Here is a 23264-nt window from a genome sequence, read left to right as displayed (position 1 = left end):
CGGCAGGCGGCGGTCTCGACAGGCGGCGGTCTCGACGGGCGGGGGGTCTCGACGGGCGGGGGGTCTCAACGGGCCGCGGCTGTCCAGAGGGTGGCCGCCGCCAGGACGATCAGCGCGACGTTGAGTGCGATCCGCCGGTCCGCACCGGTCAGATGGACGGCGATCGCACCCAGCTGGAGCACGACGAGTCCGGCGGCCGCGGCCACCGCGAGCGCGGGCGCGATGCCCGTCAGCGGCGGCAGGATCAGGCCGGCGGCGCCGAGCACCTCGACGACGCCGAGCGCTCTGACGGCCGGCAGGGGGATGCGGTCGACCCAGGCCATCATCGGCCGGAGCTGATCGCGGCTGCGGATCACTTTCAGGGCGCCCGCGTAGAGGTAGAAGAGGGCGAGCGGGCCCGCGAGGATCCAGTGGGCGATGTTCATGGTTCCCGTTCGTATGGGGTGTGTGGACGTATGGGGCTTATAGGGCTTATAGGTCTTAGGGCTTGTAGCGCTTATGGAGTGTGCGGGTCGGGCCGGGTGGCTTCAGGACGGGTCGGCGGCGGGCTCGATCGCGTAGCGGCTCATCGCGTCGATCCCGGGGCCAGGACGGACCCGGCGACGGCGAGCCGGTGCCGCGCTCCGCGGTCTTTCGCTGCTTCCTCGGTCATGGTCACGAGTTCAGCGCGAGGCCACCGCCGCTGTCCAAGACCGGTCTGGCCGACTCGATACCGCCTGGGTATCGTTGCAGCGTGGAGCTACGGACCCTGCGTTATTTCCTGGCCGTCGCCGAAGAACTCCACTTCGGGCGGGCCGCGGGACGGCTGCACATGAGCCAGCCGCCGCTGAGCCGGGCGATCAAACAGCTGGAGGCGGAGGTCGGGGCGCCGCTCTTCCTGCGTTCCCCCACGGGCGTCACGCTCACCCCGGTCGGCACGGTCCTGCTGGAGGAGGCGCGGGCGCTGCTCGACCACGCCGAACGCGTCCGGGCCCGGGTGAGCGCGGCGGCGGGCGCCTCGACCCTCACCGTCGGCATCCTGGGCGACATCACCGACCCGGGGGTGTCCAAGCTGGCCGCCGCGTTCCGGCGCAGGCACCCCGGCGTCGACATCCGCATCCGCGACGCCGAACTGACCGATCCCACCTGCGGGTTGCGGGCCCATCTGGTCGACGTCGCCCTGACCAGGGCCCCGTTCGACGAGACCGCCCTGACCGTACGGGCCCTGCGGGACGACCCCGTCGGCGTGGTCCTGCGCGCCGACGACCCGCTGGCCCGGCGCGGCGCACTGCGCCTGGCCGAACTGGGCGAACGCCGCTGGTTCCAGTTCCCGAAGGGCACCGACCCGATCTGGCAGGCGTACTGGAACGCGGGCAGCCCGCGCGAGGGGCCCGTCGTGCGGGCCGTGCAGGAGTGCCTCCAGGCGGTGCTCTGGAACGGCACGGTCGGCCTGGCCCCGCTCGGCCACGATCTGCCCGCGGAGTTCGCCCTCGTACCGCTCGTCGACATGGCACCGAGCCGGGTGGTGGCGGCGTGGAACGAGAACGACACCAATCCGCTCATCCGGTCGTTCGTGGAGATGGCCGTCGCGGCGTACTAGCGGCGTACTAGCGGCGTACCAGCGGAGTACCAACCGAGTACCAGCGAAGTACTAACGGCGTGCTGGTGCCGTATCAGGGGAGGGCGAACCGGCAGGTCCGGACGGCCCGTTGTCAGTGCCGCCGCCTACATTGGCGTCATGGTGATCGACAAGCAGACACTCGCGGCGGCCTGGCGGCGGACGGCCGCACGGCACGCCCTGCTCACCGACGTTCCCTTGCCGCCGGTCGCGGCGTCGGAGGACGAGCTGGAGGAGTGGGCCGACCGTGCCGAGATGACGGGGGACGACCGCCTGTTCCTCCTGCTCGACGAGGACGGGACGGTGCACGGCTGCCTCGGCGCCCACGAGCGTTTCGCCACCCGTGACCTCGACGAGGTGGTGTACCTGATAGCCGAGGCCGCTGTGCGCCTGCGCGCCGACAGCCTCGCGGAAGCGGCGGAACTGCTCGACCGGATCGACCCGGCGTGGGGCGGACGGTTCCGCGGCCGCGACCCGGAGGAGACCGCGGCGGCCGAGACGTGCGGGCGCGACCCGCTGGAGGGGCTGGCCTGGATCGCCGGGTCCTGGCGCGAGCAGGCACCGTACACGCACCTCGCCTTCCACCGCGCGGCGCCCGGACAGCGCGTGGACGCCGAGCAGTTGGCCCTGTTGTACGGGGCGGACCCCGCGCAGGTCACCGGCGGGACCCGGCTGCGGGACCTCATGGCCGCCGACGACGGCCGGACCTACTGGGACCGCCAGTGGAAGAGCTGCTGCTTCGGCGAGGCGGGCGGGTGGACCTATCTGCTGCACCACGACACACCGCCGGGTGGATTCGCCGACAAGGAGGCGTACGCGGCACTCGGCATCAAGGAACACGTGCGGTTGTCCGCCACCATGGCGAAAGCCATCTACACCTTCGACTACGTACGGGACGGCCACCTTGTGGACGACGGCGACATGAGCACGATCGAGCTGGGGTCGTACGACCGTGGTTACGCGCCCTACTGGCGCGGCGGTGAACTGGACTTCCTCAACCGTGCTCTCCGCCGCGCCGAGCTGGACCACCCCGAACTCACCGACTCCTACCAGGTGTACTTCCACGCCCTGGAGGACGCCCTCGGGCTGCGGCTGCCGCGCGAGGAGTTCGCCGAGGGGGAGGTGCGGGCCGCGTACTGGGCCGGGGACCCGCACCGACCGGCTGGCGACCCGCACTGACCGGTTGGCGACCCGCACCGACCGGCTGGCGACCCGCACTGACCGACTGCCGCCGTCGCGGGTGGTCAGTGCGGTGCGACGCCTGACAGCTCGTTGCTGCTCTTCGGCAGGGTGACCGAGGCGAGCTTCCTACCGGAGTCCAGGTCGAAGGCGTGCACCTTCTTCGCGGCGGGCTCCGAGACGTACGCGGTGCGGTCGCGGACGAAGAGGTTGGGACGGGTCCGCTGCCAGTCCAGCGGCTCCTGCCAGGCGCTCACCGCCGGGATCTTCTTCACCTTCTTGCCGCTCGCCGGGTCGATGACGTGGATGGCGCCGTCGGTGCCGAGCACGAGCGCCTCGCCGTGCGGCCCGCGCGCCAGCGACCTGAACGTGTAGCTGGTGCCGAGGTCCACGAGGCGCAGGGTCTTCTGCTCGGTGTCGATGAGGGACACCCGGGTGGGCCGTTCCAGCTCCGCCTCCGGGTCGGTCTTGTAGTCGCCGAGCAGGACGGGGGAGACGTCGCTGCCGGCCTGGTTGCCGATGCGGCCGTAGGCGTCGGGGGCGTCGATCTTGGTGAACTCGCCGTCCTTGTAGAGGAGTACGCCGTCCTCGCAGCCGACGGCGATGGCCTCGTCCTTGGCCGCGGCCTCGCCGTGGACGCCGGGGCACGACTCGTTCCGGGCGACTACCTTGTCGTTCTTGTCCAGCACGAGGGCGCCGGTGCGCTTCTCCTCCGTGCCGACGGTGGTGAGGAGTTCGCCGTTCTCCAGCTCGATGGCGACGCCGTGGTGCGCCTCGGCGGAGGTGTACGTGCGCCCTTCGGGCTTCTTCCCCCCGCTGCGGTCTGCGGCGTGCGCGAGGTCTGCGGGGTTGAAGACGTTGACCTCGCCGGTGCCGTCCGTGAAGAGCGCCGTCTTGCCCGCGTGACGCACGACGTGGCCGGGCTTGGCGCCCTTGTACTCGATGGCCGTGAGCTTCTGACCTGCGGCGTCCAGGACACGGAAGCCGCTGTCGGTGGAGACGACCACATGGTCCGCGTCTCCGGCGGGGTTGACGCGGTTGTACCCGGCGAGCCGGATCGTGCCGGTCCGCTTCAGGGTCTCGCCGTCGAGGATGTACAGGCCGCCGTCGAAGGTCGCGACGACCGGGTCCGAGACCCGGGCCGCGGACGCGTCCGCGTTGTCGTTCTCGTCCTGCGCTCCGCAAGCGGTGAGGGCGGTGGCGACGGCGAGGGTGAGCGCCGTGGCGGTGACGACCCTGCCGGTGCGCCTCGGCCTGCGTATGGAGGTGTTCATGGGTGTGTGCGTTCCTTTCCGCGCCGCGGGGCGGCACGTGTGAGGGGGTTTCGAGGGGTGTGGGGGAGGCGGTTCAGGTGAGGCCGTCGGTCATCGCCCTGGTGTTGGCGCGCATCATCCGCAGATACGTGTCCGCGCCCTCGCCCTTCGCGGTCAGCGACTCGGAGTACAGCTCGACGACCTGGACCCCGCCGCCGAGTTCGGCGCGCAGCACGTCGGCGAGCCGTTGGGGCTGGGAGGAGTCCGCGAACACGGTCCGCACCCCCGCCTTGTCCATCGCCCGGGTGAGGGAGCGCAGATCGGAGGAGCTGGGCGAGGCGAGCGTGGTGCCGCTGGGCACGACCGCGCCGATCACGCGGAGGCCGAAGCGGTCGGCGAGGTAGCCGAAGACGTGGTGGTTGGTGACGAGGGCGCGGCGTTCCTCCGGTACGGCGGCGAAGGACCGCTCCATCCAGTCGGTGAGCCGCGCGAGGCGGCTGTCGTAGCGTTCGGCGTTGGCACGTATGGCGGCGCGGTCGACACCGTCGACGTGCTCGATGACCTGGTCGGCGATGAGCCCGGTCGCCTTGCGTACGCGGTCGGGGTCCGTCCAGAAGTGCGGATCCGGCTGTCCGGCGTCGTCCCGCGGCCCGCCGTCCGCGCCCGCGTGGAACGTGAGCGGGTCGACCGCCTCGCCCACCGCGAACGTGGCCACACCCGCCTCCCGAGCGGTGTCCACATGACGCGCCACGTTCTCCTCCAGGCCGAGCCCGTTGTGCACGACGAGGTCGGCGCGTTCCAACTCGGCGGCCTGCACGGCCGAGAGACCGAAGGAGTGCGGGTCGGCGTTGGGCCGCATCAGCACGGTGACCTCGGCCTCGGACCCGGCTATCTGCCGGGTGACGTCGCCGAGGATGTTGGTCGTGACGACGATGCGCGGGTGGTGCCCGCCGCCGGTACCGCACGCCGTGGCCGACACGGCGACGACGGCCAGCGACAGCAGGCCGAGGACCAGGGCGCGCAGCCGTGCCGCCCCCACCCGGACGCGCTGCCTCGCCTCCGCGCGGCTCATCGGCCGGTCTCCGCCATGAGGACCGGCTCGATGTCCAGGTCGAAGGAGCGCGCGACGCGCAGCGCGTCGTTGTAGTCGACCTCGTGCACGCGCCGACCGTGGGGGTCGTTGACGTACGCGCGACTGCGGTCGACCTCGATAACAGGTGTGCCGGTGCCGGTACCTGTGCCTGTATGTGTGCCTGTGCCTGTACGGGTGCCGGTACGGAGCCGGGTCAGCTGCTTCGTGCGGCCCGTCTGTTCGCCGGTGGTGATGTCGTAGCCGTGCAGGGCTCCGTCGCTCTCCAGGACGAGCAACGGGGCTCCTTCGCCGGCGGTGTTGGCGGCGACGACCGTGCCGGTGCGCACCCGGGTCCAGGTCCGTTCACCGACGTCGAGGACCCAGACCGCCCGGGGCCCGGCCGCCGCCGTGAGGGTGTCGCTGCCGGCGCGGTGCCGGAAGACGGTGGCCCGCTCCGTGGCCGGGACCTTGCCGGGGTACGGGATCATCTCGGCGGTGAAGGCCCCGCCCTCTTTCCCGCTCTTCTCCCCGCCCCTCTCCCCGCTGTTCTCCTGTACGAGGAGGGCTCCTTCGGCGCAGCCGAACACGACTCCGCGCCGGGTGACGGCGTCGCCCTGCGGCCGCGCACACGTGCGGGCGCCGTCAGGTGTGTCGAGCTGTTCGCCGTCGCGGTCGAGCACGACGAGTTCGGCCGTGTCCGTGTCCTCCTTGCCGGTGGGCCGTTCAAGGGCCAGGAGGTGTTCGGAGTACGGGACGACGGCGCCCTCATAGCTGCCCGGCAAAATCCGGGTCGAGGTGATCGTGCCCTTGTCCAGCGCGGTGCGGTCGTAGAGGACGGCGCGTCCGTCCTTGCCGACGGCCGCGGTCACGGCGGCGTCGCTGCGGACCTCATCGGCGGCCTTGCCGGGGAGTGCGCCGACATCGCGTATCTCGGCGCGGTAGTAGTGGACGTGGTCACCGTGGTCGACCAGCCAGGACCCGCTGTCGAGCACATGTGTCGCCCGCGACGTGTGCAGGTAGCCGAAGCGTCCGTCCGTACCGAGACGGAGCGCGCCCTTGGTCCGCGCGGTCCGGGTCACCTTGCCGGTGAGGAGGTCGAGGACGCGGGTCTCTCCGGTTCCGGGTTCGTTCAGGATCAGCCGGGCCTGCTGCTCGGCGGCCTCCTTCGCGCCTTCCACGTACCCGTGCGGGCGCGGGGTCGCGGTGCCGGCCGGCCGGGCGTCGTCGCTGCCGCCGCCGTGGCCGTCACCGTCGCCGGAAGCGCAACTGGTGACCAGGAGCGCGGCGAGGGCCAGCGCGGAGGGGGCCCGGAGAGGGTGTGGTTTCGGGGTGCGGATCCGCGCCATGCGGGTCCGCACCGTGTGCTTGCTTCCGACGGTCAAGAAGATCGCCTCAGATTTCGTTCGGTCGAGGTCGCGGGTGCGGGTGTGGGTGTGGGTGTGGGTGTGGGTTCGGGTTCGGGTTCGGGTGCGGGGCGGCGTCGGCGGCGGTCGGCCGTGGACGGTGATGCCGTAGCCCCGACGCGACGTGGGAGAGGAAGAACAGGCTCACGGCGAGGGCCGAGACCGTTGCCCCGGCGGCGGTGCCGAGGTGCCACGACAGGAGCAGCCCGCCGAACGTCGCGGCGACCCCGATGACCGCCGCGAGCGCCATCACCCCGCCCACGCCGCGCGCCCAGGGCAGGGCCGCCGCGGGCGGGGCGATGAGCAGGCCGAGGACGAGCAGCGTTCCGACGATGTGGAACGACGCGACGATCGCCAGGCCCAGCAGACCGAGGAGCACGGCGTGTGCGAGGCGCGGCCGCAACCCGAGCGTGCGGGCCTTGCGGGGGTCGAACGCCAGGGCCAGGAAGGCGCGGTGGCCGAGGAGCGTCACCGCCAGCGCCGCGAGGAGGGCCCCCGCGAGCAACCACAGGTCCTGCTCGCGGACGGCGAGCACGTCGCCGAAGAGGAAACCCGTCAGGTCCACGGCGAACGACTGCGACCGCGACACGATGATCACGCCGAGCGAGAGCATGCCGACGAACAGCAGCCCGATCCCGGTGTCCTGGGAAAGCCTTCGCGCCCGGCCGAGCGCCGAGACCCCCGCCGTCATCACGGTGGCGCTCACCACCGCCCCGACCAGCAGGTTCCCGCCGGACAACGCGGCCAGCGCCACCCCCGGCAGCAGCCCGTGGGACATGGCGTCCCCGAGGAACGCCATGCCTCTGAGCACCACCCAGGTGCCGGCCAGTGCGCAGATCGCCGAGACGAGGATGCCGCTCCACAGGGCGCGCTGCACGAATGTCACTTCGAAGGGGGTCGTCAACCAGTCCACGGCGAGGACACTACAATGAAAATCATGTTCAACAAACCGGCCGCTTCCGCCACACCACCCCGCTCGCTCCCGGATCTCGCCCCACGCATCCAGGTCGCCGACCTGTGCGCGGGCTACCCGGGCCGCCCGGTGCTGCATCAACTCACGGCAGCCATACCGGCGTTGGCGGCCACGGCGCTCGTCGGTCCGAACGGCAGCGGCAAATCGACCCTGCTCGGCGTTCTCGCCGGTGTGATCCGCCCGACATCAGGGACGGTCCGGTACGACGGCGGACGCCCGCCCGCCTTCGTCCCGCAACGCACGGCCGTCGCCGACGCCTTGCCGCTCACCGTGCGGCAGACGGTCGCGATGGGGCGCTGGGCCGAGCGCGGCCCCTGGCGGCGGCTGACCCGGCGCGACCGCGCCATCGTGGACGCGGCCCTCGACCGGCTCGGCATCGGCGACCTGGCCGCACGCCAGCTGGGCGAACTCTCCGGCGGGCAGCGGCAACGTGCCCTCATCGCCCAGGGGTTGGCCCAGGAATCGGACCTGCTGCTCCTCGACGAACCGACCACGGGGCTGGATCCGCGGGCCAGAGAGGTCATCGGAACGCTCCTGGCGGAACTCGTCGCCGACGGCGTGACCCTCGTCCAGGCCACGCACGACCTGACGGCCGCACGCCTCGCGGACGCCTGCCTCCTGCTCCACGACGGCCACCTCGCGAACGCGGGCCACCCCGCCGACGTCCTCACCGACGCGGCCCTCGACAAGGTTGCCGATCCGGCAAGCCCGTTCGCGCATGGCCCCTGCCGAACCGCATGATCGGCACACCAGGCCCCACCCGCCCGTGAGCCGAGGAGAGAGCATGTCGCCGCGTACACCGTCCGCCGACCTCCATCACCGCACCGTCGAAGCGCCCGCCGGGCGTCTGCACCTGGTCGAGCGGGGGAGCGGGCCGCTCGTTCTGCTGGTGCACGGGTTTCCCGAGTCCTGGTACTCGTGGCGGCACCAGCTCCCGGCCCTCGCCGCGGCGGGATACCGCGCCGTGGCGATCGACGTACGCGGGTACGGCCGCTCGTCCAGGCCGGAGGCGCCGCACGCGTACGGCCTGCTCGACCTCGCCGAGGACAACGTCGCCGTCGTCCGCGCCCTGGGTGCGGAGTCCGCGGTGATCGTCGGGCACGACTGGGGTGCGAACATCGCGGCGACCTCCGCCCTGCTCCATCCGGAGATCTTCAGCGCGGTCGGACTGCTGAGCGTCCCCTACGCGCCTCCCGGCGGCCCGCGCCCCACGGAGATGTTCGCGCGGATGGGAGGGGACCAGGAGTTCTACGTCTCGTACTTCCAGGAGCCGGGCCGCGCGGAGGCGGAGGTCGAACCGGATGTCCGGGGTTGGCTCGCCGGTTTCTACGCCGCGCTGTCGGCCGACACGATGCCGGGCCCGGACGCGCCCGACCCGCACTTCGTGACCCGCGACGGCGGACGGCTGCGCGACCGCTTCCCGCGCGGTCGACGGCCCGCGTGGCTGAGCGAGGAGGATCTCGACGTGTACGCGGGGGAGTTCGAGCGTACGGGTATGACCGGGGCGTTCAACCGCTATCGCTCGATGGACCGCGACTGGGAGGACCTCGCCCCGTACGCCGGCGCCCCGGTCAAGCAGCCGTCCCTGTTCATCGGCGGTGCGCTGGACGCGTCCACGACCTGGATGGCCGACGCGATCGACGCCTACCCCACGACCCTGCCCGGCCTGGTCTCCTCCCACCTCCTGGACGGCTGCGGCCACTGGATCCAGCAGGAACGCCCTGACGAGGTCAACCGGCTCCTCACGGCTTGGCTCGGTTCCCTGTGAGGCTCCGGTCCAGGAGGGGAAGCAGCCGCTCCCAGTGACGTCGCAGCCCTGAGGCGCTGAACGCGTCGGTGTCGGACATCGTGAAGCCGTGAACGGTGCCGGGGTAGATCTCCGAGGTGTGCTCGACACCTGCCGCGTCCAACGTGTGAACGAGCTCGGCGAGCGCCTCAGGTGTGAGGTCGCCCTCGGCGTGCCCGAAGTGGGCCCGAGCCTTGAGCCGTGCGAGGAGTTCGGGACCGTCGGCGTGCACGGGGGCGTGGAACGCGGCCACGGCGGCCACCCGCTCGGGATGAGCCGCGGCGGTCCGTACCGCGAGAAGACCGCCGAAGCGGGTGTGCGTTCGTCTTCGCCGATGTGTGCGGGGAGTTCGACGACCGGGGTCGGGCCGTGCCGGTGGAAGACGCTGGGGACGAGCACGTAATACCCGTGTCCTGCCAGCTCGCAGGCCATGTCGCGCAGGACGGGCCGGATACCGAAGCCGTCCGTCCACGGACCTGGTCGTGACCGACAGAGATACTTGACCGATCGTTCTTGATTCTTCTAGGGTTCCGTCGTGGCCAGGACCAAGGAATTCGATCCGGACGCCGCGCTCCAGTCGGCTCTCGAGCTGTTCTGGCGGCGCGGGTACGAAGCGACGTCGGTGGCGGACCTCGTCGAGCATCTCGGCATCGGCCGCGCCAGCCTGTACGCGACCTTCGGCACCAAACGCGAGCTGTACCTGAAGGCGCTGGACCGGTACGCCGAGTCGCGCGACCCGCTCCTGGTCGCCGAGTTGTCGCAGCCGGGCCCGGCGCTGCCCGCGGTGCGGGCGCTGGTGCGCCGCTTCGCGGCGGAGGCGGCCGCCCCCGACCAGCGGCTGAACGGCTGCTTCGTCACCAACACCGCGGCCGAACTCGCCCCGCACGACCCCGCCGCCGCGCGCAAGGTCGAGCTGAGCTGGGAGCACATCGAGACGCCGCTGCACTCCGCGCTCGTACGGGCGCAGGTGCAGGGGGAGTTGACGCGGGACCGTGATCCGCGGGCGCTGGCCCGCATGTTGCTCGTCCTGTTGCAGGGGCTGCGTGTCGTCGGCAAGGCGTCGGACGATCCCGCCCGGGTGCGGGACGCGGCCGAGCAGGCGTTGACACTCCTCGACTGACACGGCCGTCCCGTGCGGCGCGAGCCACCCGGGTCGGTTTCCTGCGTCCTGATATTGGATCGATCGGTTCAGAAATGCTGTTGCTGTCGCCAGTCCAGCAAGGCGGCGGGCCACCCGCGTCCATCGGCCTGCGTCCATCGGCCTCCATCCATCCGCCCCCACCCATCAACCTCCAGGAGTCATCGCCATGCATCGCTTCGTCGGCAAGAACGTCCTCGTCACCGGTGCCGGATCCGGGCTCGGCCGGGCCATCGCGCTCGCCTTCGCCGCCGAGGGCGCCGGCGTGGTCGTCGCGGGGCGCACCGCCGCCTCCCTCGACGAGACGGTGGGCCTCATCGGGGCAAAGGGCGGTACGGCCGTCGCCGTCACCGCCGACGTCACCGACTCGGGTCAGTTGCGTCGCCTCGTGAGCGAGAGCGTCGACCGGCTCGGCGGACTCGACATCGCGGTCAACAACGCGGGCATCCTGCGCGGTGCGGGGCTCGTCGGCGACGTGAGCGAGGAGGACTGGGAGGCGGTGCTGCGGACCAACGTCACCGGGGTGTGGCTGGCCATGAAGCACGAGATCGCGCACATGAAGGACAGCGGCGGTGGCGTCATCGTCAACATCGCCTCCAACCTGGGCGCCCACCGGCGCATCCCGAACGCCGCCGCGTACATCACCTCGAAGGCGGCGGTCTCCGCGCTGACCCGCGCCGCCGCTCTCGACCACATCCACCAGGGCGTCCGGATCAACGCGGTCAGCCCGGGGGCCTCCGCCACCACGATGTCGCTGCGGCCCGGCGAGACGGAGGCGGAGCGCGCGGAGCGGATGAAGTCGGAGAGTCCGCTCGGCCGCGTCGCGGAGGTCGAGGAGGTGGCGGCGGCGGTGCTCTACCTCGCCTCGCCCGCGGCCGGCGCGGTGGTCGGCACCGATCTGGTCGTCGACAGCGGGGCCTCGGCCTGAGCGACAGGCACCGGGGCCTCCTCCTGTTGGTCCCGTCGCGCGCGCGAACTTGCCGCCGCAGCACATCCATTGGGCGCGGAGGGAGTGGACGGAACACCTAGGGTGAGCGTATGGACCTTCCTGACGGTCGGCTCGCCGATGACCTGATCACCGACCCGTACGGCGCCTACGAGACCTTGCGGACCTCGTCGCCGGTGCACCGGATCAGGGGCACCGACGGGCAGCCGGCCTGGATCGTCACCCGTTACGAGGACGTACGGGCGGGGCTCGCGGATCCGCGCCTTTCGCTGGACAAGAAGAACGGGCTCCCCGGCAACTACCACGGCTCACGACTGCCGCCGGCGCTCGACGCGAACCTGCTGAACATGGACCCGCCCGACCACACACGTATCCGGCGCCTGGTCGGCAAGGCCTTCACCACGGGCCGGGTCGAGCGACTGCGCGCACCGGTCCGCGTACTGGCCGACGGCTTCCTCGACGCCCTTGGGCCGCACGGCAGCACGGACCTGATCGCCGCCTACGCGGCACCGCTGCCGATCGCCGTCATCTGCGAGCTGCTCGGTGTCGCGCCGGACCGGCGCGGTGACTTCCGCGGGTGGGCGCAGGCGCTCCTCGTGCCCGACCCGGACCGGCCCGAGGACGGCAAGAAGGCGGTCGCGGCGATGCTGTCCTACTTCGTCGAGCTGATCGAGCACAAGCGGCACAGCCCCAAGGACGACCTGCTGTCCGATCTGATCGCGGCCCATGACGCGGAGGACGGCCGGCTGTCCGAGGACGAACTGCTGAGCCTGGCCTTCCTCATCCTGGTCGCCGGGTTCGAGAACACCGTGCAGCTCATCGGCAACGCGGTCCTGGCGCTGCTCCGCCACCCCGCGCAACTGGCCGCGCTGCGCAAGGACCCGAGCAGGATTCCGGCGGCCGTGGAGGAGGCGGCCCGCTACGAAGGCCCCGCGCTCCTCGCGATCCGCCGCTTCCCCACGCAGGACATGGCGATCGGCGGCGTGACCGTGAAGGCGGGGGAGACGGTGCTGCTCTCGCTGTCGGCCGCCAACCGTGACCCCGGCCGGTTCCCCGACCCCGACCACTTCGACGTCGGCCGCGACACGGCCGGGCACCTCGCTCTCGGGCACGGCATCCACTACTGCCTGGGCGCGCCGCTGGCCCGCGCCGAGACCGAGATCGCGCTCCGCGCGCTGCTCGAACGGTTCCCGCGGCTCGAACTCGACGTGGACGCCGGGGACCCCGCCCCCTGGCGGCGATCGCTGCGCGCCCGGGGCCTCGACCGGCTCGCGGTGCGTTACGAGGCCGGCGCTTCGCCCGTCATCCGTTCGGATGAGAACGCCCGCGACTGAGGCCGCGGCCCGCCCGGTTCCCCCGTGGGCGGGCCGCGGCGGTCCGGAGGTTACCCCTGCTGGGTGTTGATGCAGCTCGCCCAGCCGTTGCCGATCTCCAGGCCGGTGTTCTCCCAGGTGCTGCGGTAGAAGTTCTTGGTCCCGCCGTCGGTGTGGTCGTAGGTGAAGCGGGCCATGCCGCCCTCGCCGTCCCAGGTCACGTACGCCTTGTAGTGGTGGCGCTCGCAGTCGTTGGGGAAGGGCCAGTCCGGGTCGGCGTGGGCCGGCGTCACCGCCAGGAGGAGGGCCCCCACGGTCGTGGTGAGGGCGGTGGCGGCGTGCCTGAGGGGCTTGTGCATGCGTGCTCCTTGGTGGTTCTCGTGGGTGGGTTCGCCCGGCCGTCCGGTGCCTCGGGTGTGTTCCACGAGGAGGGCTTCCGGGGCGGGATGAGTGCAGTTTGTGGCGGTCCGGAAAGGCTGTGCAAGCTCGTCCCGGTTGCTTCGCTGATGTCGGGATCCCTATCGTTCCGACCTGCTGGGACGGCGCGATCCCGGGACGGGGGACGGCCCGCTGAAGCACCGTCACGCCACACGGAGAGGGCCACGCCGATGGCCGACGGACAGGGTGAGGGGACGGTCGCTCCGGCGCAGCGGTTGGGCGCCGCGTTGCGGTCCTTGCAGCAGCGCTCCGGGCGGACCCTGCGGTCCCTCGAGGCCGAGGTGCTGATCAGTGACTCGTCGCTGTCGCGCTATCTGCGGGGCAGTACGGTCCCGCCGTGGTCCACGGTCAGGGACTTGTGCCGGGCGCTGGGCGGGGACCTGGTCGAGTACCGGGTGCTGTGGGAGGCCGCCGACCGGAGCCAGAGCCCGTCCGGGCCGGAGACGCCGCAGGTCAGCACTGTCGTGCCGGTACGGGTACGGGCACCCGGCGAACACGAGCTGAAGCCGGGTCCGGCCCCGGCCCCGACCCCGGTTCCGGCTCCCACTCCGGCTCCGAAGCGTGTACGCGGCGACGGCCGCTGGGCCCCATTGCGTCAGCGCTGGGCCGTCACCGTCTTCGGTGTGCTCGCGGGCGGGGTGCTCGGCGCGCTCCTCACTCTCTTCCTCGCGATGCCCGAACGGGACCCGGCGCAGGAGTCCGCCGGGCCCGCCGCGGTGACCGGTCTCGGCGACCGGCCCGGCCGGTCCGAGGCGGTGCGGCCCTTCATCAACCGGGCCACCGGGCACTGCCTGGACCACAGCCTCGACCACGGACTGCGCACCTATCCGTGCAACGGGCTGAGCTACCAGCGGTGGACCGTCCGCGCCCTGCCCGACGGCGCTTTCCAGATCCGCAATCACGCCACCGGGTCCTGCCTGAACAGCGCCGAGGCGGTCCTGCGCGTCGGCGGCTGCGCCACCTCACCGTCCGGCACGTGGTCGGTGAAGGCCTGGCCCGACGAGTCGGTGGGTCTGGTCGGCACGGCGACGGGCGCCTGCGTCGAGGACGGCACCGACGGACTGCGGCCCGCCCCCTGCGGGCGGACGGACCGCCAGCGGTGGGGCTGAGCGCGGACGTTCGCTTCGAGCGGGCTACGGGTCAGCTACGGATCAGCCGCCGATGTCCGCGTTCTGCGCGGCCGTGACGATCGCCGCCGCGTCCTCGGGCAGCAGGTACCCCTCGGCGACGGACGTCCGCGCGGCGGCGCGGACCTTGGCCACGTAGTCGGCATGGGTCGGGTACAGGCGGCTGAGCACGGGTTCGGGGGTGGCCGGCAGGCGCGGGTCGGACGGGTCGCCCTCGTCGTGCCGGTCCCAGGGGTCGGCGTCGCCGTTCCACGGGTCGCGGGCCCCGTACAGGCCGCAGAAGACGCCGCTGTCCGTCGTGGAGCGGGTACCGGTGAGGGTCCGGGTGGGCACGGTGACGTCGGGCAGCCGGACGCCGCCGGTGGCCAGGCCGGTCGCCGGGTCGCGCAGGACGGTGCTCAAGTGGGCGCCGCCCGGCGGCCGTTGACCGCCGTCGGCCCAGCCGGCCAGGTGGCGCAGCGCCGCGTTCATCGCCCAGTGGCCGGGGCCGTCGTTGAACGGGGCCGAACCGGCGGCGCAGTCGGGCGACGGGGCCGCCGCGCCCGCCGACTTCCGCACGGTCGGGTTGCCCAGGTCGTAGGCCCACTGGTCGCCGTGCGCGGTGCCCGCCAGCTCCCAGTGCACGACGCTGTCGGTGTCGGGCTGCCGGGCGGCCGCGGCGCCGGGCACGTCGGTCTCGGTGAGTACGACGAACGTCGGCTCGGCCAGATCGGTCCTGATCCGGGACGGGTTCGGCATCAGCAGGGTGTCGGCGAGCACCCCGCTGAGCGGGGCGGCGATCGCGCTGTTGCTGTGCACCATGAAGCCGTCGTAGACCTTGGCCACCGGGTGGACGGCGTTGACGTACGTCGTCATGAAGCCCGCCGACTGGGACTCCCCGTCGGCGAGGAGCGTCCTGACCGGGAGGCCGCCGAGCGGGTCCGGGCCGTCCGGGGACCGTAGCGCCTGTCCGGCCTGGGAGAAGATGTCGTAGGCGAAGGCGTCGCCGGGGTGGACGAGGCTGCCGTAGCGGGCCGGGTCCCAGCCCTTCAGGCCCTTGATCTGGCCGAGGCCGCCGTTGACGCCGACGGCCTGCGCCGAGACGCCGACCCAGGCGTAGCCCTGGCGCAGCAGCTCGTCGCGCTGGAACCAGTAGTCGGGGGAGAGGTCGAGCTGGCCGCTGACGTTGAGCCATTCCACGACCACCGTGCCGTTGAACTTCGCCGGGTCGGCGGGGCGGCGCACCAGCAGGCGGCTCCTGTAGTCGGCGGTGCCGGAGGCGCGGACCTTCCAGCGGCCGTCCGAGGTCCACAGACCGGACTTGGCGTACGAGGTGGCCGTGCCGGAGAGGAAGTACTCCCGCTCGGTGTAGCCGAACGAGCCGAGGTCCTCGGCGGCGGCGAGGAACGGGAAGCCGTGGCTGCCTTCGGGCGGGAGGGTGACGGCCGGGGGCGCGGCCGCCGCGGAAGCGGACGGGGGCAGGGTGAGGAGGGCGCCGCAGAGCAGCGCCCCCAACGCGGTGGCGGTGACGGACCGCCGGGACAACCGGGCGAGTGTGCGCACGAGGTGCCTCCGTGGATGCGGGTCCCCGAGGGGCTGCGACCGCAGTGTCGAGGCGGGCGCGACCTGTCGGCATCGGCGATTCCACCGGTGTCCCGTGGTGCGTGCGTCCGGTGTCCCGGGCAGCGCGTCGCGTCCGGTGTCCGTCCCGGAGCGCGCGTGTCAGGAATCGGCGGCGTGCTCGCGCAGGTACGCGCCGAGCCGTTCGATGGCTGACGGGTTGCGCGGGCTCTCGACGAGGTCGGCGTAGTCCAGGGTGTAGATCCGCTTGTTCTTGATCGCGGAGACGTTCCGCAGCGGTGGGTAGGAGAGCAGGAACTTCTTCTTCTGCGCCGCGCTGGTCGTGCCGTAGTCGTTGATGACGACGACGTCGGGGTTCCGCTTCACGACGGTCTCCCAGCCGACGGTCGTCCACGAATCCTTGAGGTCGTGCAGGAGGTTGACGCCACCGGCCTCGCTGATGACCTGCTCGGGCGCGGCGTAGCGGCCGGACGTGAACGGCTGGTCCTGGCCGCTGTCGTAGAGGAAGACCGAGGGCTTGTCGGCGCCCCGGGGAGCCTTCGCCCGTACGGCGGCGATCCGTGCCTTGTACTCCGCGACCAGTTTGCGGGCGCGCTCCTCGACGCCGAAGATGCGGCCGAGGTGGTCGAGGTCCGTGTAGAGCGCGTCGAGCGGCGGCATGATCCCGCGCGAGGTGCCGGTGACCGCGTTGCGGCAGGACTCGGTGAGCAGATACGTGTCGACACCTGCCTTGTGCAGCTCGTCCGGCGTCAGCGTGTTCTCGTTGAACCCGTAGTTCCAGCCGGCGAAGACGAGGTCGGCGCGGGCGTCGAGGGCGATCTCCTTGGTGATGCGGTCCTTGCCGAGCCACTTCACCTTGTCGTACGCGTCCTTGTACGGGAGGTCCTCGGTGGCGCCCTTGTCGGCGGGCATGACGTACCCGGCCATGCGGTCCTCAAGGCCGAGCGCGAACATCAGCTCGGTGATGCCGACGTCGTTGGTCACCACCCGCTCGGGGCGCTTGTCGTAGGTGACCTTCTTTCCGCAGTTGGTGACGGTCACCGCCCGCGTGTCACCGCTCTTGGACTCGGACGCGACGTCCGCTCCGCAGGCGGTCAGGGTGAGGGCGGCGGCGAGGCCGAGCGAGGCGGTGGGCAGGAGCTTGCGCACAGGAGCCTTCCAAAGGGGCGAGGGATTGCGGGAGTTCAGGGGGCGAGCTGGTCGAACAGGAACTGGGTGGTGCCGGTCTCCGGGTGGCGGACCCGGTGCGCGCGGACGCCGAAGACGTCGGCGAGCAGCGCGGGGGAGAGGACCTCGTCCGGCGGGCCGGAGGCGACGACGCGCCCGCCGTGCAGGACGTGCAGCATGTCGCAGTGGGCGGCGGCGAGGTTGAGGTCGTGCAGGGCGGCGAGGACGGTCGGGCCGCTCTTGCGGACCCTGCCCAGCACGTCGAGCTGGTGGGCGATGTCGAGATGGTTGGTGGGCTCGTCCAGGACGAGGACGCGCGGCTCCTGGGTCAGCGCGCGGGCGATGAGCACCCGTTGTTTCTCGCCACCGGAGAGCGACAGGAAGCCACGTGTCGCCAGGTGTGCCACCCCGGCCTGCTCCAGCGCGTACCGGCACAGTTCCCGGTCGCGGGCGGCGGTGCGGTCGCGGTGCGGGAGGCGGCCCATCGCGACGACCTCGGTGACCGTGAAGTCGAAGTCCGCCGCCGACTCCTGCGGCAGCGCGGCGAGCAGCCGCGCCGCCGCCCGCGGGTTCATGCGGTGCACGTCCTCGCCGTCGACGCGGACGAGGCCGGCGTCGGGGCGCCGGGCCCGGTAGACGCACCGCAACAGGGTCGACTTGCCACTGCCGTTGGGGCCGACGAGGCCCACGAAGGTGCCGGCGGGCACGTCGAGCGTGACCTCGTCGACGAGCCGGACGCCCGCCACCTCGACCGACACACCTTCGACGTCGAGCCGCACGTGTTTCTCCTCCTCGGGAACGAACCGCAGTACAGGGGACGGGTCAGCGCCCGGCGAGCGCGTGGCCGCCGCGCCGCATGAGCAGCAGGAACGCGGGCACACCGAGGGCGGCCGTCACCACGCCCACGGGCAGTTCGGTCGGTGCGAGCACCACGCGCGACACCACGTCGGCCCACACGAGCAGCACGGCCCCGGCGAGCGGCGCGACGGCCAGGACGCGGCTGTGCGAGGCACCGACGAGCATCCGCACGAGGTGCGGCACCATGAGGCCGACGAAGCCGATCGCCCCGCTCACGGCGACGACCGTGCCGGTCATGGCCGCCGTCACGACGAACAGTTCCCGCCGCAGCCGGTCGGGCGGTACGCCGAGCGCCGCCGACGTCTCGTCGCCCATCGCGAGGGCGTCGAGCGAGCCCGCCCGCACCCTGAGCCACAGCCAGCCCGCCACCACGGTCGCGGCGACCAGCGGCACCTTCGGCCAGGTGGCCCCGCCAAGGCTGCCGAGCAGCCACATCATGGCCGCGCGCGCCGCCTCGCCCCGTTCGGCGCCGAAGACCATGACGGTCGTGACGGCCTGGAACCCGTAGGCGAGGGCCGTGCCGGTCAGGACGAGGCGCAGGGGGCTGAGTCCGAGGGGTGAGCGGGCCACCGCGTAGACGATGAGGGTCGCGGCGAGCGCGGAGAGGAAGGCGGAGAAGGAGAGCGCCCAGACGCCGAGTCCGGCGAGCGCGCCGAACAGGATGACCGCGTTGGCGCCGACCGCGGCGCCGGAGGAGATACCGAGCACGAAGGGGTCGGCCAGGGCGTTGCGCACCAGCGCCTGGACGGCGACACCGACCGAGGCGAGGCCCGCGCCGACCACGGCCGCGAGGACGACGCGCGGGAAACGTATCTCCCACACGATGGTGTAGGCCCCCGCGTCCGCACTGCCCAGCTCCCCGCCGCTGAGCCCGGCCCACATCAGCCGCACCACCTCCCGCCAGCCCAGACCCGCGGCGCCGAGGGCGACCCCGCACGCGAGCGAGGCGATCAGCACGAGCGCGAGCCCGATGACCAGCGGGACGGTCGGCAGGTGTCTTCGGCGCGCGCGGGAGACACCCGCGGAATCCTGGACAGCGGCGGTGCGGAGCAAAGCGGGCGCACATCCTCCGGGTCGGTGCCACGGCCACAGCGGGCAGGGCACCTGAGGACCGGGAGGGCCTCGGCGGTCCCTGCTCGCAGTCCACGGCGAGCGGTCGACGGGTCGCACACCTGCCGTGGGTGATCGGACTCGCGCGGCCCGGACTCGGACGAGAACAGGCCACGCACACCGTTGCGGGACAGCGCCGGACTCGCACCGGCTTCCCCCACGGAAGGCAGCCGAAGCGTAGCAAGCCGGGGTCAGGGGCGGGGCAGGCGGGCGGGACTTACCGACGGCGCACCGGTCACCACGCGGGGTCGATCTCCGCGTGCAGGGGATGGTGGTCCGAGTACGGGCTCGGGCGCACCTGGTGGGTGAGCGGGGCGATGCCGCGGAGGAAGATGTAGTCGAACTTGCTCTGCCAGTCGGTGGTCGGCTCGCAGGCGCCGCCGTCGGGGAACGGGCGGCAGGCCGGATCGGCGTCCTTCGCCAGCGCCCACAGCGGGCGCAGTTCGGCGGCGTCCGGCACGGCGTTGAAGTCGCCGAGGACGATCGTGTGGTCGTGGCGGGCGACCTCGTCGGCGAGCACCCGCGCCTGGCCCGCCCGGATCTCCGGTTGCCTGCGCTCGGCGAAGTGCGTGTTGAAGACGCGGACGGACCGGCCGCCGACCTTGGTCGTGACGGCCAGGTACCCGCGGTCCTCGGTCCCGCCGTCGGGGTACTCCACGTTCACGGGGTCGCTCATCGGCGCCGCGGAGAGGATGGCCTGGCCGAACCCGCCGCCGTGCCAGGGCAGACCTCCGCAGCGGTTCCAGTTGCGCAGCACCGATCCGTACTCGACCTCGTAGACGAGACCGTAGAAGACCTCCAGGTAGTCCCGGATCTTCTCGACGTCGCGGACACATGCCTCCTGCAACCCGAACACCTGCGGCGCATACGTGGCGATCTCAGCGGCGCGGCCCATGTTCTGGCCGCTCCCGCACGGGTTGCAGATGTTCCAGGTCAGGACCCGGTTCGGCACGATGCCCTGGGCGGCGTCGGCGGGCAGCGGCTTGGCGATGAGCGCGCCGCTCGGGGCGCTGGGGCCGATGAGCACGATGCCGAGGGCGGCTATGGCGATCGCGAACAGACGTGTGCCCCGTCCGAGCACCATCGCCTCCCTGGAGTGGACGAACACGCGGTCACATGGCATCACATGCGGTCTTCGTAGCACGAAGAGTAGGCGACAAGGTGTCACCGGCACACGTCCGGGTCGAGCCGTTGTCACCGGCACACGTCCGGGTCGAGCCGTTGTCACCGGCACGGCGACGGGGACGCGACCCGCCACCCCGAGTGCGTCCAAGCCCGGTCGGCGGCCGCGCGCCTCTCCGCGCGGGAGCGGCGCGCGGCCACCAAGACCGTCGAGGGCCCGGCCGGTCAGCGCAGTCCGGCGAAGAGGTCGTTCTCGGGCACCGGCGCACCGGTGGTGTCCTGGACCCGTACGAAGGTCTCGATGCCCATGAACTCGCCGAACCGCTCCTTGCCCATCTTGAGGAAGAAGATGTTCTCGCCCTGGCTGGCGTGCGCGGCGAGGGAGTCGAACTTCTGCCCGCTGAACGCGGTGGTGTCCACCCAGGTGGTGATCTCGTCGTCCGGCAGGCCGATCTCCGCCATCGCCTCGGCCTCGGCGGGGTCCGGCTCCGGCATGTCCTCGCCGAACTCGCGCATGATCTCGCCGAAGCGCTCCATGCCCGAGCGGGGCATGGTCGTCCAGTACACCTTCGGGGTCAGATCGGTCAGCTCCAGCGCGGCCATCGTGATGCGGTGGGCCTGGATGTGGTCGGGGTGGCCGTAGAAACCGTTCTCGTCGTAGGTGACGACCACGTCGGGGCGGTAGTGCCGCATCAGCTCCGCGAGCCGGGCCGCGCCCTCCTCCACGGGGGTCTTCCAGAACGAGCCCGGGGCGTCGTTGCTCGGCCAGCCCATCATCCCGGAGTCGGCGTAGTCGAGCATCTCCAGGTCGCTGATCTTGAGGACTTCGCAGCTCGCCTCGAGCTCCTGCCGGCGCATCGCGGCGACGGCCGCGGGATCGTGGCCGGGATCGCCCGGCTTCACCCCTCCCGGCCCGTCCCCGCACGCGCCGTCGGTACAGGTCACGAGCACCGTGCGGATACCGTCCGCCGCATAACGCGCCAGGACGCCACCGGTGCTGGTCGCCTCGTCGTCGGGGTGGGCGTGCACAGCCATGAGCGTCAACGGCCGGTCAGTCATGGAACGGTCCTCCTGCGGACATATGTGTTTCGGTACGAGGGCACGGCGGACCTGCCTGGGTGCCGCTCCCTCAGGCGGTGCAACAGCGCGGGGCCGCATCGCTGTTCCCGGGGCCCCGTGCCGCTGTCCGGCGCCACGCTCCCGGACTTTCCGGCCGAATGTGCTCGGGCGGCCCCGGCCGCATCCGCGTAGCGTCGTACCCGGCATGTCACGAACCGGGTCCAGGTTCTGTCCTAGGTGTGGGGGACCTCCCCGGATCCGTTCGCCTCCCTAGGAGTACGCCATGAACGACGACATCGTTCTGGAACCGGCCGCGCAGCAGTTCGCCGACGCGACCGCCCGGCCGCCGCTGCTCTACGAACTCGGGGTCGAGGGCGCCCGCCGACTGCTCGACGAGGTGCAGTCCGGGCCGGTCGGGAAGCCGGACGTGGACGAGAAGTGGATCACGGTCGCGGCGGGGGCCGGGGACGTGCGGGTGCGCATCGTCAAGCCCGTCGGCACCACCGGTGTCCTGCCGGTGATCCTCTTCGTGCACGGCGGCGGCTGGATCCTCGGCAACGCGGGCACCCACGACCGCCTCGTGCGGGAGCTGGCCGTCGGCGCCGGGGCGGCGCTGGTCTTCGTCGAGTACGACCGCTCCCCGGAGGCGAAGTACCCCGTCGCCGTCGAGCAGGCGTACGCGACCGCACAGTGGATCACCACCAAGGGCGGCGACGAGGGCTTGGACGGTTCCCGCCTCGTCGTCGCCGGTGACTCGGTCGGCGGCAACATGAGCGCGGCGCTCACCCTCCTAGCCAAGCAGCGCGGCGACGTGACCTTCCTCCACCAGTCGCTCTACTACCCCGTCACCGACGCGGGACAGGACACCGAGAGCTACCGGACCTTCGCCCACGGCCCGCACCTGACCGCCAAAGCCATGGAGTGGTTCTGGGACGCCTACACCACCGATCCGGACGAGCGGAACCAGATCACCGCGTCGCCGCTCCGCGCGACCCTGGAGGACCTGCGGGGGCTCCCGCCCGCGTTCATCATCGTCGACGAGAACGACGTGCTGCGCGACGAGGGCGAGGCGTACGCCCGCAAACTGACCCGGGCCGGCGTCCCGACCACCAGCGTCCGCTACAACGCCACCCTGCACGACTTCATGATGCTCGACCCGGTCCGTGGGACGCGGGCGTCGTCCGCGGCGGTCGCCCAGGCCGTCCAGGTCCTGCGCGAGGCGCTGGGGACGGCGTGAACACCGGCGAACAGGCCTCGCGCGGCCTGGCCGACATCGAGGCGTACCTGTACCGGGAGGCCCGCCTCAGCTCCGCGCGCCGACGCGTCGCCGCATTCATCGAGCGCACCGAAGGACTCACGTACGAGCAGCGCAGAGACATCGAGGAGTGGTATCTCGACGAGCAGATATACGTGGCCCGCATGGTGACGGAGCACATCGCCGAGAGCGTCGACGCGGCGGAGGAAGCCCACCACACCCGGTTCGCACGGTGGCTGCGCGGCACCCTGTGCGCCATGGTGGTGACGGTCGTGGTGACGTTCGTGTGCACGGCGGTCGTCGTGGGGTCGATGACCTGACACGGCACCGGGGCGGCTAGCCTCCCGCCCCATGAACCAGCGCAGACGAAAGAAGCTCACCCGGCGCCTCTTCCACGCCATCTGGACGGGCGACCCGGCCGGTGCGCGGGCGGCGCTGCGGGCCGGTGCGGACCCCACCTGGACGGACAGCGAAGGCACCACCTTCCTGTACACGGCGGCCGTGCAGGGAGAGGCGGAGATCGTCCGCCTCCTCCTGGCGGCGGGCGCGCCGCCCGACGCCGAGAGCGAGGGGGCCGGAGCGGAGGGCACCCCGTTGTGCGCCGCCGCCTGCTGGGGGCACACCGAGGCGGTACGCGCGCTGCTGGCACACGGCGCGGACCCGCACCTGCGGGAGGACCGCGGCACCGGCCGGACGCCCCTGCAATGGGCGGACAACGGCCCGCACCCCGCGACCGCCGCCCTCCTCACCGCCGCGACGGGCACGTGACAAGGTCGGTTACCTCACAGAAAAAACACAGTCGGCGAGAGCAACTGCCCGAATCTGTCTGGGTTTGACGGCCCCGCCGAGGTCCGGACGGCGCAGAAAGGACCGGCCCGGAAGTCGTTCATGATCGTACGATCCTGCCC

At 72.0% G+C, this 23264-nt stretch carries 23 protein-coding genes, 1 pseudogene and 1 riboswitch; of the genes and pseudogenes, 11 read left to right on the top strand and 13 right to left on the bottom strand.

Annotated features, from left to right (window positions below):
* Nucleotides 1–65 precede the first annotated feature (65 nt).
* Complete coding sequence (locus C1N81_RS08810) at nt 66–425, bottom strand: DoxX family protein (RefSeq protein ID WP_394428160.1); 360 nt, start codon at nt 423–425, stop codon at nt 66–68.
* Between the two features lie 308 nt (nt 426–733).
* On the opposite strand from C1N81_RS08810, the gene C1N81_RS08805 reads away from it, so the two are divergent.
* Both C1N81_RS08805 and C1N81_RS08800 read left to right on the top strand, forming a co-directional pair.
* A complete protein-coding gene (locus C1N81_RS08805; protein WP_394428159.1) occupies nt 734–1579 on the top strand; it encodes a LysR family transcriptional regulator in 846 nt (281 codons plus the stop codon).
* A gap of 138 nt (nt 1580–1717) precedes the next feature.
* Entirely contained in the window at nt 1718–2776 is a 1059-nt protein-coding gene (locus C1N81_RS08800; protein WP_394428158.1) for a hypothetical protein, read from the top strand.
* A gap of 65 nt (nt 2777–2841) precedes the next feature.
* On the opposite strand, the gene aztD is transcribed toward C1N81_RS08800, so the two are convergent.
* The 4 genes from aztD to aztB form a co-directional block, all read right to left on the bottom strand.
* A complete protein-coding gene (gene aztD / locus C1N81_RS08795; RefSeq protein ID WP_394428157.1) occupies nt 2842–4050 on the bottom strand; it encodes a zinc metallochaperone AztD in 1209 nt (402 codons plus the stop codon).
* A gap of 73 nt (nt 4051–4123) precedes the next feature.
* Nucleotides 4124–5101 carry a zinc ABC transporter substrate-binding protein AztC gene (gene aztC / locus C1N81_RS08790; protein ID WP_394428155.1) on the bottom strand — a complete coding sequence of 326 codons (978 nt, stop codon included), beginning with the start codon at nt 5099–5101 and terminating at the stop codon, nt 4124–4126.
* On the bottom strand, nt 5098–6447 hold the full coding sequence (locus C1N81_RS08785; RefSeq protein WP_394437813.1) for a hypothetical protein: 1350 nt from the start codon (nt 6445–6447) through the stop codon (nt 5098–5100). The genes aztC and C1N81_RS08785 overlap by 4 nt, the downstream gene beginning before the upstream one ends.
* A 46-nt stretch (nt 6448–6493) precedes the next feature.
* The gene (aztB, locus tag C1N81_RS08780) at nt 6494–7417 is read right to left on the bottom strand and encodes a zinc ABC transporter permease AztB (RefSeq protein WP_394428154.1); all 924 of its coding nucleotides are present in this window, start codon (nt 7415–7417) and stop codon (nt 6494–6496) included.
* Between the two features lie 15 nt (nt 7418–7432).
* Between aztB and aztA the strand changes: the two genes are divergently transcribed.
* Together aztA and C1N81_RS08770 are read left to right on the top strand one after the other, a co-directional pair.
* Complete coding sequence (gene aztA, locus C1N81_RS08775; protein ID WP_394428153.1) at nt 7433–8218, top strand: zinc ABC transporter ATP-binding protein AztA; 786 nt, start codon at nt 7433–7435, stop codon at nt 8216–8218.
* A 43-nt stretch (nt 8219–8261) separates the two neighbouring features.
* Entirely contained in the window at nt 8262–9245 is a 984-nt protein-coding gene (locus C1N81_RS08770; protein WP_394428152.1) for an alpha/beta fold hydrolase, read from the top strand.
* On the opposite strand, the pseudogene C1N81_RS08765 reads toward C1N81_RS08770, so the two are convergent.
* Nucleotides 9220–9695 (bottom strand): annotated as a pseudogene (locus tag C1N81_RS08765) (dienelactone hydrolase family protein). The gene C1N81_RS08770 and the pseudogene C1N81_RS08765 overlap by 26 nt on opposite strands.
* A gap of 103 nt (nt 9696–9798) precedes the next feature.
* On the opposite strand from C1N81_RS08765, the gene C1N81_RS08760 reads away from it, so the two are divergent.
* The 3 genes from C1N81_RS08760 to C1N81_RS08750 all read left to right on the top strand — a co-directional run bounded on the left by C1N81_RS08760 (nt 9799) and on the right by C1N81_RS08750 (nt 12681).
* Nucleotides 9799–10383: a TetR/AcrR family transcriptional regulator gene (locus C1N81_RS08760; protein ID WP_394428151.1), complete on the top strand. Its 585-nt coding sequence runs from the start codon at nt 9799–9801 to the stop codon at nt 10381–10383.
* Nucleotides 10384–10570: 187 nt separating this feature from the next.
* Nucleotides 10571–11329, top strand: coding sequence for an SDR family NAD(P)-dependent oxidoreductase (locus C1N81_RS08755; protein ID WP_394428150.1), 759 nt, complete (start codon nt 10571–10573; stop codon nt 11327–11329).
* Between the two features lie 110 nt (nt 11330–11439).
* On the top strand, nt 11440–12681 hold the full coding sequence (locus C1N81_RS08750; protein WP_394428149.1) for a cytochrome P450 family protein: 1242 nt from the start codon (nt 11440–11442) through the stop codon (nt 12679–12681).
* A 50-nt stretch (nt 12682–12731) separates the two neighbouring features.
* On the opposite strand, the gene C1N81_RS08745 is transcribed toward C1N81_RS08750, so the two are convergent.
* The gene (locus tag C1N81_RS08745; RefSeq protein WP_394428148.1) at nt 12732–13019 is read right to left on the bottom strand and encodes a hypothetical protein; all 288 of its coding nucleotides are present in this window, start codon (nt 13017–13019) and stop codon (nt 12732–12734) included.
* 249 nt (nt 13020–13268) lie between these two features.
* On the opposite strand from C1N81_RS08745, the gene C1N81_RS08740 reads away from it, so the two are divergent.
* Nucleotides 13269–14207 carry a helix-turn-helix domain-containing protein gene (locus tag C1N81_RS08740; RefSeq protein WP_394428147.1) on the top strand — a complete coding sequence of 313 codons (939 nt, stop codon included), beginning with the start codon at nt 13269–13271 and terminating at the stop codon, nt 14205–14207.
* A 42-nt stretch (nt 14208–14249) separates the two neighbouring features.
* Here the strand turns inward: C1N81_RS08740 and C1N81_RS08735 are convergent, their stop codons facing one another.
* The 6 genes from C1N81_RS08735 to C1N81_RS08710 all read right to left on the bottom strand — a co-directional run bounded on the left by C1N81_RS08735 (nt 14250) and on the right by C1N81_RS08710 (nt 21101).
* Nucleotides 14250–15767, bottom strand: a complete 1518-nt coding sequence (locus C1N81_RS08735) for an alpha/beta hydrolase domain-containing protein (protein ID WP_394428146.1) — start codon at nt 15765–15767, stop codon at nt 14250–14252.
* Between the two features lie 159 nt (nt 15768–15926).
* The gene (locus C1N81_RS08730; RefSeq protein ID WP_394428145.1) at nt 15927–16934 is read right to left on the bottom strand and encodes an ABC transporter substrate-binding protein; all 1008 of its coding nucleotides are present in this window, start codon (nt 16932–16934) and stop codon (nt 15927–15929) included.
* 35 nt (nt 16935–16969) lie between these two features.
* A complete protein-coding gene (locus C1N81_RS08725) occupies nt 16970–17731 on the bottom strand; it encodes an ABC transporter ATP-binding protein (protein ID WP_394428144.1) in 762 nt (253 codons plus the stop codon).
* A gap of 43 nt (nt 17732–17774) precedes the next feature.
* Entirely contained in the window at nt 17775–18803 is a 1029-nt protein-coding gene (locus C1N81_RS08720) for a FecCD family ABC transporter permease (protein ID WP_394437811.1), read from the bottom strand.
* 186 nt (nt 18804–18989) lie between these two features.
* Nucleotides 18990–19078, bottom strand: a riboswitch (cobalamin riboswitch).
* A gap of 77 nt (nt 19079–19155) precedes the next feature.
* Nucleotides 19156–20004 carry an endonuclease/exonuclease/phosphatase family protein gene (locus C1N81_RS08715; RefSeq protein WP_394428143.1) on the bottom strand — a complete coding sequence of 283 codons (849 nt, stop codon included), beginning with the start codon at nt 20002–20004 and terminating at the stop codon, nt 19156–19158.
* Between the two features lie 263 nt (nt 20005–20267).
* Nucleotides 20268–21101 (bottom strand): PIG-L family deacetylase, encoded by an 834-nt coding sequence (locus C1N81_RS08710; protein WP_394428142.1) that lies wholly within the window; start codon nt 21099–21101, stop codon nt 20268–20270.
* A gap of 283 nt (nt 21102–21384) precedes the next feature.
* Between C1N81_RS08710 and C1N81_RS08705 the strand changes: the two genes are divergently transcribed.
* Genes C1N81_RS08705 through C1N81_RS08695 form a run of 3 tightly spaced genes read left to right on the top strand, consistent with a single transcriptional unit; the run spans nt 21385 to nt 23124 of the window.
* Nucleotides 21385–22338: an alpha/beta hydrolase gene (locus C1N81_RS08705; protein WP_394428141.1), complete on the top strand. Its 954-nt coding sequence runs from the start codon at nt 21385–21387 to the stop codon at nt 22336–22338.
* Nucleotides 22335–22676: a hypothetical protein gene (locus tag C1N81_RS08700; RefSeq protein WP_394428140.1), complete on the top strand. Its 342-nt coding sequence runs from the start codon at nt 22335–22337 to the stop codon at nt 22674–22676. The genes C1N81_RS08705 and C1N81_RS08700 overlap by 4 nt, the downstream gene beginning before the upstream one ends.
* Before the next feature lie 31 nt (nt 22677–22707).
* The gene (locus C1N81_RS08695) at nt 22708–23124 is read left to right on the top strand and encodes an ankyrin repeat domain-containing protein (protein ID WP_394428139.1); all 417 of its coding nucleotides are present in this window, start codon (nt 22708–22710) and stop codon (nt 23122–23124) included.
* The last annotated feature ends 140 nt before the right edge of the window (nt 23125–23264 follow it).

It is taken from the genome of Streptomyces sp. SGAir0957 (assembly GCF_043523415.1).
This window is presented reverse-complemented; position numbering and strand designations above follow the sequence as displayed.